This window comes from Halegenticoccus tardaugens (genome assembly GCF_004116405.1).
Taxonomy (GTDB): Archaea; Halobacteriota; Halobacteria; order Halobacteriales; family Haloferacaceae; genus Halegenticoccus; species Halegenticoccus tardaugens.
On sequence record NZ_SDIC01000001.1, the window covers coordinates 257,147 to 273,878 of the forward strand.

At 70.4% G+C, this 16,732-nt stretch carries 15 protein-coding genes; 11 read left to right on the forward strand and 4 right to left on the reverse strand.

The window, feature by feature from the left end; translation table 11 throughout:
• The first annotated feature begins 132 nt into the window (after positions 1-132).
• The 3 genes from C3L37_RS01375 (at position 133) to C3L37_RS01385 (ending at position 4,019) form a co-directional block, all read left to right on the forward strand.
• Positions 133-831 (forward strand): class I SAM-dependent methyltransferase, encoded by a 699-nt coding sequence (locus tag C3L37_RS01375; RefSeq protein WP_129112826.1) that lies wholly within the window; start codon positions 133-135, stop codon positions 829-831.
• Between the two features lie 112 nt (positions 832-943).
• Positions 944-2,281: a RimK family alpha-L-glutamate ligase gene (locus C3L37_RS01380; protein ID WP_129112827.1), complete on the forward strand. Its 1,338-nt coding sequence runs from the start codon at positions 944-946 to the stop codon at positions 2,279-2,281.
• Positions 2,282-2,396: 115 nt separating this feature from the next.
• Entirely contained in the window at positions 2,397-4,019 is a 1,623-nt protein-coding gene (locus C3L37_RS01385; RefSeq protein WP_129112828.1) for a gamma-glutamyltransferase family protein, read from the forward strand.
• Between the two features lie 87 nt (positions 4,020-4,106).
• Here the strand turns inward: C3L37_RS01385 and C3L37_RS24075 are convergent, their stop codons facing one another.
• A complete protein-coding gene (locus C3L37_RS24075) occupies positions 4,107-4,271 on the reverse strand; it encodes a hypothetical protein (RefSeq protein WP_164974632.1) in 165 nt (54 codons plus the stop codon).
• Between the two features lie 254 nt (positions 4,272-4,525).
• Between C3L37_RS24075 and C3L37_RS01390 the strand changes: the two genes are divergently transcribed.
• From C3L37_RS01390 to C3L37_RS01405, 4 genes are all read left to right on the forward strand, one after another.
• Complete coding sequence (locus C3L37_RS01390) at positions 4,526-6,358, forward strand: aldehyde ferredoxin oxidoreductase family protein (RefSeq protein WP_129112829.1); 1,833 nt, start codon at positions 4,526-4,528, stop codon at positions 6,356-6,358.
• Positions 6,355-7,131 (forward strand): DUF7124 domain-containing protein, encoded by a 777-nt coding sequence (locus tag C3L37_RS01395; RefSeq protein ID WP_129112830.1) that lies wholly within the window; start codon positions 6,355-6,357, stop codon positions 7,129-7,131. The genes C3L37_RS01390 and C3L37_RS01395 overlap by 4 nt, the downstream gene beginning before the upstream one ends.
• 63 nt (positions 7,132-7,194) lie before the next feature.
• Positions 7,195-7,455 (forward strand): hypothetical protein, encoded by a 261-nt coding sequence (locus C3L37_RS01400; RefSeq protein ID WP_129112831.1) that lies wholly within the window; start codon positions 7,195-7,197, stop codon positions 7,453-7,455.
• 61 nt (positions 7,456-7,516) lie between these two features.
• Complete coding sequence (locus C3L37_RS01405; RefSeq protein WP_129112832.1) at positions 7,517-7,771, forward strand: hypothetical protein; 255 nt, start codon at positions 7,517-7,519, stop codon at positions 7,769-7,771.
• A gap of 59 nt (positions 7,772-7,830) precedes the next feature.
• Here C3L37_RS01405 and C3L37_RS01410 read toward each other — a convergent pair whose 3' ends face one another.
• Positions 7,831-8,463 (reverse strand): TorD/DmsD family molecular chaperone, encoded by a 633-nt coding sequence (locus tag C3L37_RS01410; RefSeq protein WP_129112833.1) that lies wholly within the window; start codon positions 8,461-8,463, stop codon positions 7,831-7,833.
• On the reverse strand, positions 8,463-10,592 hold the full coding sequence (locus C3L37_RS01415; protein ID WP_129112834.1) for a hydrogenase iron-sulfur subunit: 2,130 nt from the start codon (positions 10,590-10,592) through the stop codon (positions 8,463-8,465). The genes C3L37_RS01410 and C3L37_RS01415 overlap by 1 nt, the downstream gene beginning before the upstream one ends.
• 215 nt (positions 10,593-10,807) lie before the next feature.
• Here C3L37_RS01415 and C3L37_RS01420 point away from each other — a divergent pair, with 215 nt between their 5' ends.
• Genes C3L37_RS01420 through C3L37_RS01435 form a run of 4 tightly spaced genes read left to right on the forward strand, consistent with a single transcriptional unit; the run spans position 10,808 to position 16,263 of the window.
• Positions 10,808-14,008, forward strand: coding sequence for a molybdopterin-dependent oxidoreductase (locus C3L37_RS01420; protein WP_129112835.1), 3,201 nt, complete (start codon positions 10,808-10,810; stop codon positions 14,006-14,008).
• A 15-nt stretch (positions 14,009-14,023) separates the two neighbouring features.
• On the forward strand, positions 14,024-14,698 hold the full coding sequence (locus tag C3L37_RS01425; RefSeq protein ID WP_129112836.1) for a 4Fe-4S dicluster domain-containing protein: 675 nt from the start codon (positions 14,024-14,026) through the stop codon (positions 14,696-14,698).
• Between the two features lie 3 nt (positions 14,699-14,701).
• Positions 14,702-15,259: a hypothetical protein gene (locus C3L37_RS01430; protein ID WP_129112837.1), complete on the forward strand. Its 558-nt coding sequence runs from the start codon at positions 14,702-14,704 to the stop codon at positions 15,257-15,259.
• A complete protein-coding gene (locus C3L37_RS01435; protein WP_129112838.1) occupies positions 15,256-16,263 on the forward strand; it encodes a cytochrome b/b6 domain-containing protein in 1,008 nt (335 codons plus the stop codon). Before C3L37_RS01430 ends, C3L37_RS01435 begins: the two co-directional genes overlap by 4 nt.
• A gap of 34 nt (positions 16,264-16,297) precedes the next feature.
• On the opposite strand, the gene C3L37_RS01440 is transcribed toward C3L37_RS01435, so the two are convergent.
• Entirely contained in the window at positions 16,298-16,699 is a 402-nt protein-coding gene (locus C3L37_RS01440) for a hypothetical protein (protein ID WP_129112839.1), read from the reverse strand.
• Positions 16,700-16,732: the final 33 nt, after the last annotated feature.

A 16,732-nucleotide genomic window follows, 5' to 3' on the forward strand; every position in this document is an offset into this window, starting at 1 on the left:
CGATCCCGAGCAGTCCGCACGCGACCGGTCGGACCGCACCCCTTCCGACGGCGCGGATTCGAGGGAGAGAGACGCGAATGCGACGCACTGTCATTACACTCTTAATACACGTGGGCAGTGATAGCACACTGTATGAAACCGGATCCGTTCGGTCGCGCGATCCGCGACCACTTCCTCGGCGAGCGAACGGAATCGCTCGTCGACCGCGACGGGGAGCGAACGCGCGAGCACCCGATCGAGGGGAACTACTTCGGCGAACACGACGACGACGCGTGGCGGGATCGGTGGCTGGAGGGGCCGCTGATCGATCTCGGGGCCGGCGCGGGGCGGGACGCCCTCCACTATCAGGAGCGGTTCGAAACAGTCGCCGTCGACGTGAGCGAACACCTCGTTCGGACGATGCGTGATCGCGGCGTGGACGACGCCCGACGGGCGGACATGTTCTCCTTGCGCGAGCACTTCGACCGCGATCGGTTCCGTTCCGCGCACTCGATCGGGACGCAGGTGGGGCTGGCCGGATCGATGGACGGCGTCCGCGCGTTTCTCCGCGATCTCGCGCACGTGACGACGCCCGACGCGACCGCCGTGGTCGACAACTACGCGCCGGAAAAAGACGCCACGAAGAACGTGTTCGCCTACCGGGACGATCCCGCGCCCGGGCTGGGGTACCGCGTCTACCACGAGGAGTACGATGGCGACGTCGGTCGGACGCTGCTGTTTCGGATTTTCAGCGTCGATCGGCTCCGGGAGGCGGCGATCGGAACGCCGTGGAAGGTCGCCGAGGCCCGATACGGAGACGTCCAGTGGAGAGCGATCCTCGGAAAGCGGTAGGACGGATCGGTCCGTTCCCGTTCGATCCACGTCCCCGACCGCCCGCTCCCTTCGTCCGTTTTCGACCCGCGACGCGCGACAGCGTTTCGCCCCCGCGCGTCGTACTCCTCCCATGGCCGCGACGTCCGTGCGGGTCGGTGTGCTGAGCCTTCACAACAGCAGGGAGACGAAGGCGATCCTGAACGCCGTCGAGGCGCTCGGTCATCGCCCCGAGTGGCTCCGCGAGGAGAACACCGTCTTTCGGGTGACGGGCGGGCGACCGCGGTTGTCGCCGGACGTGGACGTCGTCGTCAATCGGCTGCTGGTGTCGAACGTCGACCGGCCGGCGGAGCACCTCGGCGTCGCACGCACGATCGCGGGGCTCCGGCCGACGCTGAACCACCCGGACGCGGTGGCGCGCGCGGCCCACAAGACGGCGACCGCGGCGCTGCTCGCCCGCGATGGGATTCCGACGCCGGACGCGGCCTTCGCGCTCTGCGCCGAGCGGCTGACCGAACTGCGGGGGGAGTTCGGCGAGGAGGTCGTCTACAAGACCGCGATCGGGACACACGGCGGGACCGCCTGGAAGCTCGACTCGGCCGAGCCGCTCGCGGCCGCCGTCGGCTCGCGGCGGGCGTTCCTCCAGGAGTTCGTCTCCCGGGGCGAGGGCCGCCCCCGCGACCTCCGGGTGTACGTCGTCGCCGACGCGGTCGTCGGCGCGATGTACCGCTACGCCCCGGCGGGGGAGTGGCGAACCAACGTCGCGCGCGGCGGCGAGGTGGAGGACGCGACGGAAACGTTATCGGACGAGGCCGCGCGGTTGGCCCGACGGGCGACCGCCGTCGTCGGACTCGACTACGCCGGCGTCGATCTCATCGAGTGCGACGGGCGGTGGCTCGTCCTCGAAGTCAATCCCACGGCGGGGTTCAGAGGGCTCTACCGCGCGACCGGTCGAAGCCCCGCGCCGTCTCTCGCGGCGCTCGCGATAGAGCGCGCCGGGGGTCGCGTCGACGCCGATCTGACGGGACGGCTCGCCGCGACGCTCGACGACTCCGAGCCGTCGTGCACCCCGTCGCTCGCGCGGTCGGTCGCCGCGGAGCAGCCGGTGATCGGGTTCACGGAGCGCGTCGTCGTGAGCGGAACGACGGGGACGAAGGCGGTCGTCGGCAAGTCCGACACCGGCGCGGCGCGGACGAGCGTCGACCTCCGACTCGCCGCCGAGATCGGCGCGGGGCCGATCCACACCGTCAGCACCGTCCGTTCGGGGGGGACCCGGCGCGGCCGGAGCAGGCCGGTGGTCGATCTGGTGCTCGGCGTCGGCGGCAGACAGCACACGGTCGCCGCGAACATCGAGGACCGAGGCCACATGGACTACCCCCTGCTCATCGGCCGGGACGTCCTGCAGCACTACGTCCTCGACATCGGGCGACGGGTCGACGACCGGGCGAGTCGCGCGGACGGCGGGACGTGACGTCGGCGACGGTCGCCCCGCGTCGGGGCGAGGAACGCCCGTCCCGCGCCGACGTCGATGCGGAAAGAACGTCCCGGTTGGATGCGTTTTTCACGGTCTCTTGCCATTCGATCGCATGGAACGACCCGATCTCGACGCCTTCGCGTCGCGGCGCTCGACCGTGTACGGCGCGCGGGGCGTCGTGGCGACGAGTCAACCGCTCGCCGCGCAGGCCGGACTCGCCGTCATGCGCGACGGCGGCAACGCCTTCGACGCCGCCGTCGCGACCGCCGCCGCGCTCAACGTCGTCGAACCGACGAGCACCGGGCTCGGCGGCGACGTGTTCGCCCTCTACCGCACCGCCGACGGCGAGGTCGGCGCGATGCGGAGCTGCGGGGACGCGCCCGCGGAGGCGACGATCGAACGCGTCCGCCGGGCGGTCGCCGACGCGGAGGGCGTAGACCCCGACGAGGCGACGATGCCGTACCGCGGCGCGCACGCGGTCACCGTGCCGGGAACGGCCCGCGGCTGGGAGCTGACGGCCGACGCGCTCGGTCGGAAGTCGCTTTCCGAACTCCTCCGCCCGGCGATCCGCTACGCGACCGAGGGCTACCCCGTCTCGGAGGTCGTCGCCGCGCAGTGGGAACACGGCGAGGACGTGTTCGAGGCCGACCACGCCCGCGCGGCGTACCTCTTCGACGGCCGCGCCCCCTCCGTCGGCCAGCGCGTCCGCCTCCCCGAGCTCGGGTCGACGCTCGAAACCGTCGCCGAGGAGGGCGCGGACGCCGTCTACGAGGGCGAAATCGCGGAGCAGATCGTCGCGGAGGTGCGGTCGAAGGGCGGCTTCCTCTCCCGTTCGGACCTCGCGGCGTTCGAACCGGAGTTCATAGAGCCCGTCTCGACGACGTACGGCGGCGCCGAGGTGTACGAGCTGCCGCCGAACAACCAGGGGCTCGTCGCGCTCGAAGCGCTGAACATCGCGGCGGAACTGGGAGCCGGCGAGCACCCGGCGGGATCGACGGGGCGGATCCACCGCCTCGCGGAGGCGACGAAGCTCGCGTTCCACGACGGCCACCGCTACATCACGGACCCGGAATACGAGGAAACTCCGCCGCTCGGCTCGAAGGCGTGGGCGCGGCGGCGCGCGGCCGGGGTGGGCGAGGAGGCCGCGAGCGACGTGACGTTCGGCGTCCCCGACGCGCGCGCGGAGGACGCGGACACCGTCCTCCTGACCGTCGCGGACGACGAGGGGAACGTCGTCTCCTACATCAACTCCCGCTTCGCGGGCTTCGGCAGCGGCCTCGTCGCCGGCGACACGGGGATCGCCCTCCAGAACCGCGGCGCGTCGTTCTCGCTCGATCCGGACCACCCGAACCGCCTCGAACCGGGCAAGCGGCCGTTCCACACGCTCGTCCCCGCGGTCGCGCGGCTCGCTGACGACGACTGGGCGGCTTTCGGCGTCATGGGCGGCTACATGCAGCCGCAGGGCCACGTGCAGGTCGTATCGCACGTCGTCGACGACGGCCTGCCGCTGCAGGCGGCGCTCGACCGACCCCGCTGGCGCTACCGCGAGGACGGCACGCTGGCGGTCGAACCGCACTTCCCCGACGACGTGGCGGTCGGTCTCGCGCGGCGGGGCCACGACGTGCGCGTCCTCCAGCCGGCGCTGTTCGGCGGGGCGCAGATCGTCCGAAACGACGCGGGCGTCCTCTCGGCGGCGACCGAGCCGAGAAAGGACGGCGGCGCGGTCGGGTACTGATCCGGCTTCGTCGCGGCGGTTCGGGCGTCGACGTCGGTTGACGGCGGCAGCGAGGCCAACCCGCCGCCGCCGGCACTCCGTCGGCGGTCAGGCGACCCTGTAGTACAGTCGAACCTCCCCGTCCTCGCCCTCGGTCAGCGCCCGCTTTTCGGCCTCGCCGTGGAAGACGAGCGTCTCGAGCGCCATCTCGACGAGAATCTCCGAGCGCCGCCTCGACAGCTGCCACCCGACGGCGTCCCTGATGGCGTCCACGAGGGTCGACTCCTCGTCGTCCCCGGAACAGATCCTCGACCGCGTACGCCGCCGGAGAACCGGCTTCCAGGGCGTCGCGCACGGTGTTCAGCAGGTCGTCCACCTCGGTCGCGCGGTTCCAGTCTTCGTCGCCGATCGACATGCGTCGTCCTACTCGTCGGGTCGATATAGGTCTGTTCGGACCGTCGAACCGACGGGCGACTCGGCCGCCGGCAGGCGAACGTTTATGCTTCCGACGGCGCTACTTCGTGCGAATGAATGGCACGACGCGGACCCACGTGCTCCGGGTCGATCTCGCGTCGAACGACGTCTCCCGCGAGCGCGTCCCGGAGCGGTGGCGACGGCGTTACCTCGGCGGGAAGGGGCTCGGTGCCCGCTACCTTTTCGACGAGGTCGGTCCGGGGACGGACCCGCTCGATCCCGACAACCTCCTCGGATTCTTGCTCGGTCCGCTGTCCGGGTTCCTTCCGGGCGAGCAGCGCTACGCCGCCGTCACGAAGTCGCCGCTCACCGGCGCGTTTCTGGACTCGTACGGCGGCGGCTCCTTTCCCGCGCGGCTCGCGGGCGCGCTCGACGACTGTCTCGGCCTCCTCGTCACGGGGCGGGCCGACGAGCCGGTCGCGATCGTGGTGGAGGACGGCCGCGCGGCGATCGAGCCGACCGACCTCTGGGGGGCTGACACGGTCGAGACGGACGCGGCGTTTCCGGACGCGGCCGTCGCCTGCGTCGGCCGCGCGGGCGAGTCGAGGGTCGCGTACGCGACGATCTCGTCGGACGGCGGCGACCACCACGCCGGTCGGGGCGGTGCGGGGGCGGTCATGGGTGCAAAGCGAACGAAGGCGATCGTCGCCCGAGGGGACGAACCCGCCGTCCCCGGCGAACTGGCCGCGCTTTGCGACCGGGACGCGGCAGCCTACGCCGACGGCGACACCGGCCGCTGGCTCGCGGCGGGCGCGACGATAGAGAGCGTCGACTTCGCGAACGAGGTCGGCGCGCTCGCGACCGAGGGGTGGAGCCGCGGGCGATTCGAGGGCGCGGCCGAGATCGGGATCGAAGCCGCCCGCGACGCCGCCGTCGGCCGCGAGCGCCCCGACGACGCGGTTCCGGGCGGTTTCCGCGTGGAGACCGACGCCGGCGAGAGCGTCCCGCGCGGGGCGACGCCGATGACGCTCGGGGCGGGACTCGGCGTCGCCGACTTCGACGCGGTCGCGGCGCTCGGGCGGGCGTGCGACCGGCTGGGAGTCGACGTGATAAGCGCCGGCAACGCCGTCGCGTGGGCGGTGCTCGCCCGCGACGAGGGGCTCCTCGGTCGCGATCTCGCGTTCGGCGACCGGTCCGTCTCGGACCTCTCCTTCGGCGACCACGAGGCCGCGCTGGAACTGCTCCGCGCCGTCGCGGGCCGGGACGGCGAACTCGCGGACGCGCTCGCGGACGGCGTCGACGCCGCCGTCGAGCGCTTCGGCGGCGACGACCTCGTGCCCACCGTGAAGTCGATGGAGCTGCCGGGGTACGACCCGCGCGGCGCGCCGGGGATGGCGCTCGCGTACGCGACGAGCGATCGCGGCGGCTGCCACCGGCGCGCCCGCCCGATCGAGTCAGAGGCGCTCGACGCCGGCGGCTGGACCGCCGCCGACCGCGTTCGGGCCGTCGTGGCCGAGCAAAACCGACGCTCCGTCCTGTGGAGCCTCGTCGCCGACGACTTCGTGGGCGAGACGCTGCGCGCCGATCTCGGCGCGGAGTGGCTCCGGGCGGTCGACGTTCCGCTGGACGCGGCGGATCTCGCGCTCGCGGGCGAGCGGATCTGGACGCTCGTCAGGCTGTTCAACGCGCGCGAGGGATTCGCCCGCGACGCCGACCGGCTCCCGGCTCGGTTCGCGGAACCGCTTCCGGACGGCCCGACGGCCGGACGCGCGCTCGACCCGGACGCGTTCGAGCGACTGCTCGACGCGTACTACCGCGCCCGCGGCTGGGATCTCGACGGGATTCCCACCCGGGAGACGCTCGAACGGCTCGATCTCGCCGGGACCGTCGACGGCGGATCGCCCGCGGCGGACACGAACGACGCGGACGACGCGCGACAGCCATGACCGAACGAATCGACCTCGACGACCTCGACGTAGCGACCGACGACGAGCGAACGCCCACTCGCGGGGACTGGTTCTGGCGGGGCGACGGGGACCCGCGAGACGAGTATCCCGAGGACGCCCCGTCGACGGCGACCCCGGCCGAGTCGGACGCGGCTCCGGCCGACACGGACGCGGCGGAGGTCGATCCGACCGAGGTCCGCGCAGTCCCGCGCGTTCCGCGCGAGCGCGAGAACTGGCCGGTCGGCATCCCGATCGAGGGCGGCGGCGCTGGCGGTGCTGGCGGCGGATGGGATACGAACGGTTCCGGCGGGATCGCTGGCGACGCGACCGCCGGTGACGCGGCACCCGACGATGCCGGCGCGTCGCGAACGCCGGCCGGCGACGCGGCGGACGAGCCGGCGACGCTGACCATGGCGATGACGTACGAGGCGATTCGGCGGCTCGACGATCCGGCGGGCGTCATCGCCGACGCCCGCGGGTGGGCCGACTGGATCGGCGTCGTCGGGGACGTGCCGGCGCACGCGCTCAACGCCTTCCAGCGTCGACACGGCGTCGACGTGGACTTCTTCAACGGGGCTGGAACCGCTCCCGCGGAGCGGCTCGCCGCGATCGACTCGTCCTCGATGTTCGACGCCGAACGCCTCGTCGTCGTCGGCGTCGACGGCGAGGAGGGACTCGCCCGCCGAACCGGCTGGGAGTTCGTTCCGCTTTCGATCGCCGCGGCGAAGGCCGGATGGACGATCGACGGCAGCGAGGCGTCCGACGGCGGGTGAGCGCGGCGAAATCGGTTCGATCCCGCGGTATCTTTTTGTGAGGTGACCACGCTATGTCAGATCATGTCACTCCGGAACGCGATCCGACAGAACGCGGCGCTCACGGCCGTGTTGTTCCTGTTCGGCGGGTGGACGCTCTTCACGCTCTGGAGCGTGTACGGTTCGATGGGACCGGTGACCGGCGGCGACTGGATCGGCCCGAACGGCGTCGGCGGCGTCGCGGGGGTCGTCATCCTCGCGGTCGTCCTCGCGCTCGTCGTGACCGTCTACGCCGAACTCGGCGAGACGGGGCCTGCGCCCGAGCGATTTCCGCCGGACGAGTGAAGCCGGTCGTTGGCTGGAGGCCGGGAAAAATATAAGCCGCTTCCCGAGCCATTGCTTCGCAATGTCACGGAAGGTGAACTGGCGGCCGCGGGCGGGCGTCGAGCGCGTGAAGAACGCTCGCATCGTGGACGCGGCGGCGCCGACCGACGGCGAGGACGACGAGAGCGACGAGCCGGCCGAACCGCGGTCGTTCGAGGTGTGGACGCACTCGTCGCCGCACATCATCAACGATGGGGAGGTCGACGGCGACGTCTCCTTCGATGACGAGCTGAAAGAGCGCGTCCTCGCCCGGCTGGCGACGCGCCGCGAACGGTAACCGCCGGTTCGTCGGGTTCGCGTCGCCACGTCGGTCGGCACCGTCGGCACCGCGATCGCTCAGCCCATCTGCACCGCGATCTCCGATTCGAACTCGACGTAGCCCGAGAGCAGGTGACCGACCGCCTCGTAAAACGTCGAGTCGGCGTGCTCGACGACGTCGGCCGCGCAGTCGTCCACCCAGCGATCGAGGTGTTCCTCGTGGAAGACGCGCTGGTAGCCGAACGCGTCGCGGTCGCCGTCGCGCTGTCGCCGCACGAGCCGCCGGACGAACGCGAGTTCGACGGCGACGTGATCCGCCTCCTCGGGGTAGTCGTCCGCGGGCGTCCATCCCACGGCCGCGTAGCTCGATTTCACGCGAGCGAGGCCGTCGCCAAGGTAGTCGGTGTCGTCGCGGTAGTGGGTCTCGTGCGGCAGGATCGGCGGACGCGGACCGACGAACAGCCGGGAGTACTCCAGTTGGAGCGCTTCGCGGACGGCGTCCGGATCGCGGTCGGCGCGCTCGTCCACGAACGCCGTCAACGCGGCGAAGCCGGCGTCGAGCGCGTCCCCGACCGCCGCGTCCGGAACCCGGATCTCCCCGCCGAGGAGCGTCTCGACGAACGGTTTCGTCGGCGCGTCGGCGAGGGCGTCGACGAGGAAGTTCGCGAACTCCAGGCGCGCCCGGTACAACTCGCGCTGGTCGAGCGCCATCAGCTTCCACCCCGGTCGTACAGGCGCGCCGCGCGACAGTTGCCGCAGTACTCGAAGACGCTCCCCTCCGCCCCGGGCGCGACGTCGCCGACGAGGTGGCCCACCTCCTCCTGGATCTTCCGCGCCGACCGCTCGCTCGTGAACGGCTCCCCGCAGCGCCGACACGCCAGCATCTCGCCTTCGACCACGCGCGTCCAGCCGTCGCCGCCGCGGTTCTCCGGCAGGAGATCGAGGTGGAGACCTCCGTCGAGTTCGATCGCGCCCTCGACGCACCCGTCCTCGCAGAGGCCGCAGTTGACGCAGCGTTCGTGGTTGAACTCCAGGTCGCCGTCGACGCGGCGGATCGCGTCGGTCGGACAGAGCGTCGAACACGTCGGGGTGAGCGTGCAGTCGTCCGTCACCTCGATCCGACCGAAGCTTTCGAGCCCCCGAATCACCCGGCGGTCGGGCTCGACGCGTTCCGCGATCGCGCGGACGCTTTCGAGCGCCCAGTCGTGCGTGCTGAACGCCGGCTTCTCGCCCTCGTCCGCCGCGCCGCCCGCCGCCTCGTGATCCCCGGGCGGGACCGGCGTCGGATCGAGTCCGTCGACGAAGCCCCCCACGGCGTCGACGAAGGCCCCGGGATCGTCCGGTTCGGGCGCGAGGAACGCGACGCGCTCGCCGAGTCCGAGGTCCGCAGTCGCGCGGTTGAGCCGCTCGCAGAGCGCGGCCTTGGGGTCCGCCCCCGAGTGGCGGCAGTCGCACCCGCAGCCGACGAGGAGCACGCCGTCGGCACCGGCGGCCAGCGCGTGGAGCGCGTGCGCCTCCCCGACGGTGTCCGCGCAGTTGACGGCGACGGGGAGGATCGGGGGGTACGAGACGTCGAACTCGTCGGCGGCGGCGAGGCGGCCGTACTCGCGGAGCGCGTCGTCGGCGCGCTCGGAGCAGACGAACGCGACGACGGGCGTCTCGACGCCTCCCTCGCGCGCGTTCCGACCGAAAAGCCACCCGCCGCCGTCCTCGCGGGTCGGGCGGAGGAGCGCCTCCACCTCCCGGGCGAGCCGGCGGTTCGACGGCTCTCGCAACCGCGTCGCGCCCGTCGGACACACAGAGGTGCACGCGCCGCAGTTCCGGCACGCCTCCTTGTAGAACTCGACGGCGTCGACGCGCGGACGCTCGACCGCCCCGTGCGGACAGGCGTCGACGCAGGCGGTACAGCCCGTCTGACCGGACGATCCCGCGGCGCAGACGTCCATGTCGAGGTCGAGGAAGTCGGGCCCCTCCACGCCGCCGAGCAGCGATTCGATCGCCGCGACGGTGGCCCCGTCGACCGGCCCGGTGTACAGGCCGAGCCGTCCGCCCCGGGTCGATCGATCCGCGCCGGGGTGGACGACCTGGTCGACCTCGATCTCGCGCCGCGCGCCGCCCATCTCGATGGCGTCGGTCGGACAGCAGTCGGTCCACGCGCCCTCGGGCGCGTCGGGATCGATGTCGACGGGACGGCGGGTCACCATCCCGTCCGGACCCTCGCGGACGCACTTCATACACGAGATGCAGTCGTCGGTCACGCGGGACGCCACGGTGACGGTGAACTCGCCGAAGCGACCGTCGACGGAGACGGCTCGACCACGTTCGATCGTCACGTCGTCGAGGCCGTCGACGCCCGCCAGCTCCGCGCCGTCGGCGACGAGCGTCACGTCGGCGGCGTCCGAAAGGACCGCCGCGGTTTCGGGGTCGCCGACGACGGCGACGCCGCAGCCGGCCTCCCGGCGGACGGTCCGGGAGACCGCCTCCTCTCGCATTCCCGCCGCCGCGGCGTTGACGAGCCGCGCGGTCTTGTCGGTCGCGGCGTCGCGATCGTGCACCCACCCCGCCCCTTCGCGCTGGTCGACGAACGCCACCGCGTCGGGGTGTAGTCCCTTCTCTTCCGCCAGCTCGCGGAAGGTTCCCTGCACCCCCTCGTCCGGGCACGTCACGATCAGTTCGTCCAGTTCGTGCTCGTCGACGACCGCCCCCATCGCGTCGAGCCCGTCGCCGCACAGGAGCCCGGAGTTCGCCGCCACGTCCACGCCCTCGACGCCGTCGCGCGCCGCCGCCAGGTCCACGTCGCACGTGTCGGCACACGAACAGACGAAGGCACCAACGTTCATGTTTTACGTGGTTAGACAATCCCTGACAAAGGTGTTGCGCACGCACCCGTCGACTGCCGGTTTTCGGGCCGCCGAGGGGTTCGTTTCGATCGCGTCACGTTTCTGCTACCCTAACCTTAATTATCGTTCACTACTGACCAATGTCAGTGATAAACAGTGGCACAGCAATCGGGCCAGCGGGACCGGTCGCACGAAATCTCGACTGAACGACGCACATGAGCGCAGAGCCAGTCACGATCGACCTCGACCGGCGATCGTTCCTGAAGGCGAGCGCGCTGGCCGGCGCGGTGGCGCTGGGCGGCGGCGCGACCGGACACGTGCTGGGACAGGACGAGGAGGAACCGGACGGCGTCGGTGACGACGCGGAAACCGCGAAGGTGATCTGCAACTACTGCGCGGTCGGTTGCGGGTTCAAGGCCGTAAAGGAGGGCGACGCCTTCGTCGGGATGGAGCCGTGGTTCGAGAACCCGGTGAACAACGGGTCGCTCTGCTCGAAGGGCGCGGGTATCCTCGAAACCGAACACTCGCCGAAGCGGCTGAAGCACCCGATGAAGAAGGAAGGCGGCGAGTGGCGCAAGATCACGTGGGACGAGGCGTACCGTGAGATCGCCGACACGTACCGAAACGTCGTCGAGGAGTTCAGCCCCGAGAGCGCGATGATCCTCGGGAGCGCCCACCACGCGAACGAGGAGGCGTACGCCCTCCGGAAGCTCGCGGCGTTCATGGGCACCAACAACGTCGACCACCAGGCGCGGATCTGTCACTCGACGACGGTGACGGGGCTCGCCAACACGTGGGGGTTCGGCGCGATGACGAACACCATGAACGACTACCGGAACTTCGACCTGCTCGTCATCATCGGGCAGAACCCCGCCGAGGCGCACCCGATCGCGATGCAGCACATCCTCGAAGGGAAGGCCCGCGGCGGCACGATCGTCTCGATCGACCCGCGGTACACGAAGACGTCGGCGCACGCGGACTACTACTACCGGATGCGTCCGGGCACGGACGTCGCGCTGATGATGGGGCTGGTGAACTACCTCCGCGAGCGCGGGGAGCTCGACGAGGCGATGCTCGACGAGCGGGTGATGGGGTGGCCCGACGCCGAGGCGGAGCTCGACCGGTACGACCCCGAGACGGTCGCTGACATCACCTGGCTCAGCGAGGACGACATCGCGGAGATCGGCGACCTGATAATCGAGAACAAACCGCGCATACAGATCGAGTGGGCGATGGGGGGCACCCAGCACAACAACGGGACGCAAAACATCCGCTCGTACGCGCTCACGAGCCTCGCGTCCGGCAGCGCCGCCCGGAGTGGCGGCGGTCTTCAGGTGATGCGCGGGCACGCGAACGTTCAAGGGGCGACCGATCTCGGCGTCGACGGGAGCATCCTCCCCGGCTACTACGGCGTCGACTCCGAGGGCTCGTGGCAACACTGGGCGAACGTGTGGAATCGAAGTCCGTGGACCAGCGGGTCGACCTCGTTCGAGGACCTGTACGACATGTTCGCGCTGATGCCGGAGCGGCTCTGGCGGGCCGCCGACGGCGACGAGATCGACGACTCGTTCCCGAGCAACCGTTCGATGATGTTCCAGAAGGGACTCACCGTCGCGCGGTGGTACGAGGCGGTCCTCGACAAGCAGGACCGCCTGCTCGAGTCGGAGCTGTACCAGCCTGATCCGCTGAAGCTCGTGTTCTTCTGGGGTCACTCCGCGAACTCCATCACGGAGATGGACAAGCTCCGGAAGGCCATGGCGAAGCTCGAACTGCTCGTCGTCGTCGACGTGTTCCCCGCCGTCGCGGGGACGCTCTCGGACGACGCGGACGTGATCCTCCTCCCGGCGTCGAGTCAGTACGAACACTACCGGACGGTGACCAACTCGCACCGGTCCGTCCAGTGGAGCGAACCGGCGGGACCGCCGGCCCACAACTCGAAGCCCGACCTGCAGATCATGCAGGAACTCGCGGACCGCCTGGGATTCGGCGAGCACTTCGACTGGGGAAGCGGTCCCGAACTGTACGACGGCCGGAGCACGTACGAGGACGTACTCAGGGAGATCAACCTCGGCGTTCGATCGGTCGGGTACCAGCAGTCGCCAGAGCGGCTGCAGCAGCACGTCGAGTACGACTACGCGTTCAACACCGAGACGCTGCGGTGCGACACCGAGGGGTTGCCCGTCAGCGGCGACTACTGGTCCCTACCGTGGCCCTGCTGGGGCGACGGTCACCCGGGGACGCCGATCATCTGGACCGACGACGCCGACCCGCGGGAGGGGGGCCACGACTTCCGGACCAACTGGGGCGAGCGGGCCCCTACCCCCGACGAGTGGGGGGAGATGGACGTCGACAAGCCGTACCCGATGCAGCGGACCTTCGATCAGCAGGGCGAGGACGGCCTCTCTCTCATCCGGGAGCCGTTCGAGCCCGACTGGTGGGACGGGACGATCCGCGGGGTGCCGCAGTATCCGGGGTACACCTCGACGCTCCCGGACGACGTCACGAACCCCTCGGCGATGTCGCTGCCCGTCCGTTACGCGCTCGACGAGACGCGCTCGATCTACGACGCCGCCCGCGTCCTCAACGAGGAGTACGACGGCGACTACGACCTCGAGTCGTACGAGCAGTACGACTTCGCGCAGCCGGATCCGCCGACGGGCCGCGGCCGCGCCCGCGCCGTCGTGTGGACGTTCGTGGACACCGTGCCGGTCCACCGCGAGCCGATCGAGAGCCCGCGCCCGGATCTCGTCGAGCAGTGGCCGGCGAACGGGGCGCAGACGAACTTCTGGCGGCTCGACCAGAACAACGCCAGCGTCCAACAGGAGGCGACGCGCCGGGTCCACGAGGAGCTCGAATCGGAGGGGGGCGTCACCGCGATACTCACCTCCGGTCGGCAGGTCGAACACCAGGGAGGCGGCGCGGAGACGCGGAACAACGTTTACACCGCCGACCTCCAGCCGCACATGTACGCCGAGATTCACCCGCGACTCGCCGAGGAGCTCGACCTCGTCGGCGGCGAGGACCACGTCGTCATCACCTCACAGGACAAGGGGTCGATCCTCGTGATGGCGAAGGTGACCTACCGACCCGATCCCCAGGAGGTGTTCGTCCCCTACCACTGGGGCGGCGTCTTCCACGGCAAGAGCAAGCAGGCGAACTGGCCCGCGGGGCTGGAGCCGCTCGCGATCGGCGAGAGCGCGAACATCATCACCCCGAGCGGATACGACGTCGAGACGCAGATGCAGGAGACGAAGGCCGGGATGGTCAGGGTCGAGAAGGCCACAGAGCAGCGCGTCGAGGAGCTCGGAATGGAGTTCATCGACTACCCCCAGGATCGCGCCGGGCTGGGCGTCCAAAAGCAGTACGACGTCCGCTCGTGGGACATGCGCGGCGACGGGACGAGGGCTGACGACTGAGGGGACAACGACACGATGTCAACCAACGAACCACGGACACAGCGGATGAGCGAGGGCGTGATGAGCACCGGGGAGGGGATGCGAATCTTCCCCGACGTCGAGGCGTGCATCGACTGCGGCGGGTGCGTCGTCGCCTGCAAGCGCACGTGGGACGTCCCGGCGGACGAACAGCGAATCAGCATCACGACGATGCTGGAAGGGCAGGAAGCCGACCAGGGGTTCAACGGCAAACAGACGCGGGCGTTGGCGGAGGGACGAACCCCCGGCGAGACGAGCCTCCCGATGCAGTGTTACCACTGCGAGAACGCCCCCTGCGTGTCTGTCTGTCCCACCGACGCGCTCCAGAAGCGCGACGACGGGTTCGTGACGGTCTCGGACGACCTCTGCGTCGGCTGCCAGTACTGTCTGTCGGCCTGCCCGTTCGGCGCGCCCCAGTTCCCCGACGCCGACGACGGCGTCGCCAGCATCGTCGGCTCCGGCGGAACGATGGACAAGTGCACGGGCTGTCGATCCCGGCAGGAGGCGAAGAAGGGACCGGCCTGCGCCGAAGAGTGCGCGACGAACGCGATCCTCGTCGGTTCGGCGAGCCAGATCGCGGACGAACTCGACAAGCGCGAGAGCGGGTCGTTCTTCAACGACACGGCGCTGGAGATAATCTTCGGCGACGACGCGCGCTTTTTCACCTCGTGACCCATGACCGACAGAGACACCCACTCGACGGACGAACCGCACGCAGACGGCGCGGCAGCGCCGACGTCGGACCCGACCGCCGCGTCTGCGGACGCCGATCTCGGGGACGGTCCGACCGGCGCGTCTTCGGACGCTACACCCTCGTCCGACGCGTCCCCGGCGCACGGCCGCGACGATCCGAACGGCGACGCTGACGCCGAAGACGGCGGCCTCTCCGACGGCGTGGCGTTCGCTGCGAGCGCCGTCGCGGCGATCGCGCTCGGCGTCGGCTCCGTCCTGTTCGTGGGCGAACGGGCGGTGGTGACCGAGGGGCTCATGCGCGTCCGTCCCACCGTCGAAGGCGGCGGCGTCGGCGCGGGCTGGGTCGCGGGCGTCACGAACGAGGCGCTCGGGTTCCTCATCAAGGCGGTCCACGCCGCCGACGCCGTCATGGGCGTGTTCATCCTCGTCATGGTGTTCGTCCACTGGGCGGCGTTCCACCGGCTCGCGGACAGGATGCAGCCGCCGGAAGGCTCCCGAACGGGGGCGACCGGCGACGACGGCGGGGGCGACCGGCGATGACGAACCTCGACCACGGAAAGTTCTCGCGCGTGACCACCACCTTCCACTCGCTTCTCGCGTTGACGGTGTTCGCGCTGTTCTTCACGGGGTACGCCATCGCGTTCAACACCGAACTCTGGTGGCTCGTCGAACTCATGGGCGGGACCGCCGGCGTCCTCGCGGTCCACCGGGTGGCCGGCTTCTCGCTCATCGTCCTCACGACGTTCTGGGTGACGTTCATGCTGCTCCGGTCGTCGAGCAGGGGGAACGTCTCCGCCGTGCTTCCCGACCCGAAGGAGGACACGGCGGCGTTCGTACAGGACGTGAAGTTCGCGCTCGGGCGGGCGGACGAGCGGCACCCGAACGCCCGGCAGTTCGCGGGGTACACGGCCGACGAGGTGCCGCTCCTGTCGTACGTCGGCAAGGGCGTCATCGCCATCTTCACCGTCGAGCTGCTCTTGCTCATGATCTCGGGGCTGCTCATCTGGCGGAAGTCGATGCTCATCGACCTGTACAACAGCCAGTCGGTCGTGATGGCGTTCGTGGCGTTCCACGGCCTCCTCGGCGTCATCATGATGATGGGGGTGATGTTCCACACGTTCGAACACGGCTTCCACCCCGCCTTCTACCCGGTGGAGCTGAAGGCGTTCATCCCGAAGGACCTCGTCCCACACGGTCACGAGGAGCCCGACGCCGAGACGACCGGCATCGAGCGGCTCCGGCTCCGTCCGACGTGGCGGGTCGCGACGGACGCGATGGGCGTCCTCGTCGTCGTCGGCATCGTGAGCGTCCTGCTCGCCAGCATCTCCTACGGCGGCTACCCGATCCCCGAGACGCTGGCGTTCCAGGAGGGGAGCGTCCTCAGGACGATCGGCATCAACGTCGGGATCCTCGTGCTGTTCGTCGGACTGTTCCTCTCGGCGTACGGTAACGTCCTGCGCGCTCGGTACGCGCGGCAGGCCCGGCGGAACGAGGAACGCCGAGGGCCGACGACCGCCGACGGCGGTTTCGTCGAGGACGACTGAGCGTTTTCGTCGCCTTCCGTCCGGCGGCGGGGCGCTACGCCGACAGCAGTTCCGCCCCCTCCGGCGAGAGTTCGACGGTCACGTCCTGTCGGGTCTGGTTCGCGATCTGATCGAGGTTGCGCGTCAGCACCTCCAGCACGTCCTCCGGTTCGGGGTACACCAGCATGTTCCCGTTCGCGTCCTCCATGACCAGCTGGGTGTCGGCGAGGGTGATCTGACTCCCCTCGATGCCCGCCACGATCGCCGGCAGCGCCTCCGCGCCCCCGGCGTCGCCCTCCTCGACCATCGTCACGTACAGCGCCTCCAGCCCGATGAGGTCCTTGTACTCGCGGACCCGCCTCGCGCAGTTCACCATGTCGCGCGTCACCGCCGTCTTCTCCCCGTTTCCGTGCTCGCCCTCGTAGCAGTGTTTGCAGACGCGAAGTTCCATCCGCATGGCCGTTTCTGTGGGGTCGACCGTGATATACGT

What these genes read in the sequence shown, in the direction of transcription:
- C3L37_RS01375 (WP_129112826.1), top strand. Translation starts at nt 133, where the DNA reads ATGAAACCGGATCCGTTCGGTCGCGCGATCCGCGACCACTTCCTCGGC.
- C3L37_RS01380 (WP_129112827.1), top strand. Translation starts at nt 944, where the DNA reads ATGGCCGCGACGTCCGTGCGGGTCGGTGTGCTGAGCCTTCACAACAGC.
- C3L37_RS01385 (WP_129112828.1), top strand. Translation starts at nt 2,397, where the DNA reads ATGGAACGACCCGATCTCGACGCCTTCGCGTCGCGGCGCTCGACCGTG.
- C3L37_RS01390 (WP_129112829.1), top strand. Translation starts at nt 4,526, where the DNA reads ATGAATGGCACGACGCGGACCCACGTGCTCCGGGTCGATCTCGCGTCG.
- C3L37_RS01395 (WP_129112830.1), top strand. Translation starts at nt 6,355, where the DNA reads ATGACCGAACGAATCGACCTCGACGACCTCGACGTAGCGACCGACGAC.
- C3L37_RS01400 (WP_129112831.1), top strand. Translation starts at nt 7,195, where the DNA reads ATGTCACTCCGGAACGCGATCCGACAGAACGCGGCGCTCACGGCCGTG.
- C3L37_RS01405 (WP_129112832.1), top strand. Translation starts at nt 7,517, where the DNA reads ATGTCACGGAAGGTGAACTGGCGGCCGCGGGCGGGCGTCGAGCGCGTG.
- C3L37_RS01410 (WP_129112833.1), bottom strand. Translation starts at nt 8,463, where the DNA reads ATGGCGCTCGACCAGCGCGAGTTGTACCGGGCGCGCCTGGAGTTCGCG.
- C3L37_RS01415 (WP_129112834.1), bottom strand. Translation starts at nt 10,592, where the DNA reads ATGAACGTTGGTGCCTTCGTCTGTTCGTGTGCCGACACGTGCGACGTG.
- C3L37_RS01420 (WP_129112835.1), top strand. Translation starts at nt 10,808, where the DNA reads ATGAGCGCAGAGCCAGTCACGATCGACCTCGACCGGCGATCGTTCCTG.
- C3L37_RS01425 (WP_129112836.1), top strand. Translation starts at nt 14,024, where the DNA reads ATGTCAACCAACGAACCACGGACACAGCGGATGAGCGAGGGCGTGATG.
- C3L37_RS01430 (WP_129112837.1), top strand. Translation starts at nt 14,702, where the DNA reads ATGACCGACAGAGACACCCACTCGACGGACGAACCGCACGCAGACGGC.
- C3L37_RS01435 (WP_129112838.1), top strand. Translation starts at nt 15,256, where the DNA reads ATGACGAACCTCGACCACGGAAAGTTCTCGCGCGTGACCACCACCTTC.
- C3L37_RS01440 (WP_129112839.1), bottom strand. Translation starts at nt 16,699, where the DNA reads ATGCGGATGGAACTTCGCGTCTGCAAACACTGCTACGAGGGCGAGCAC.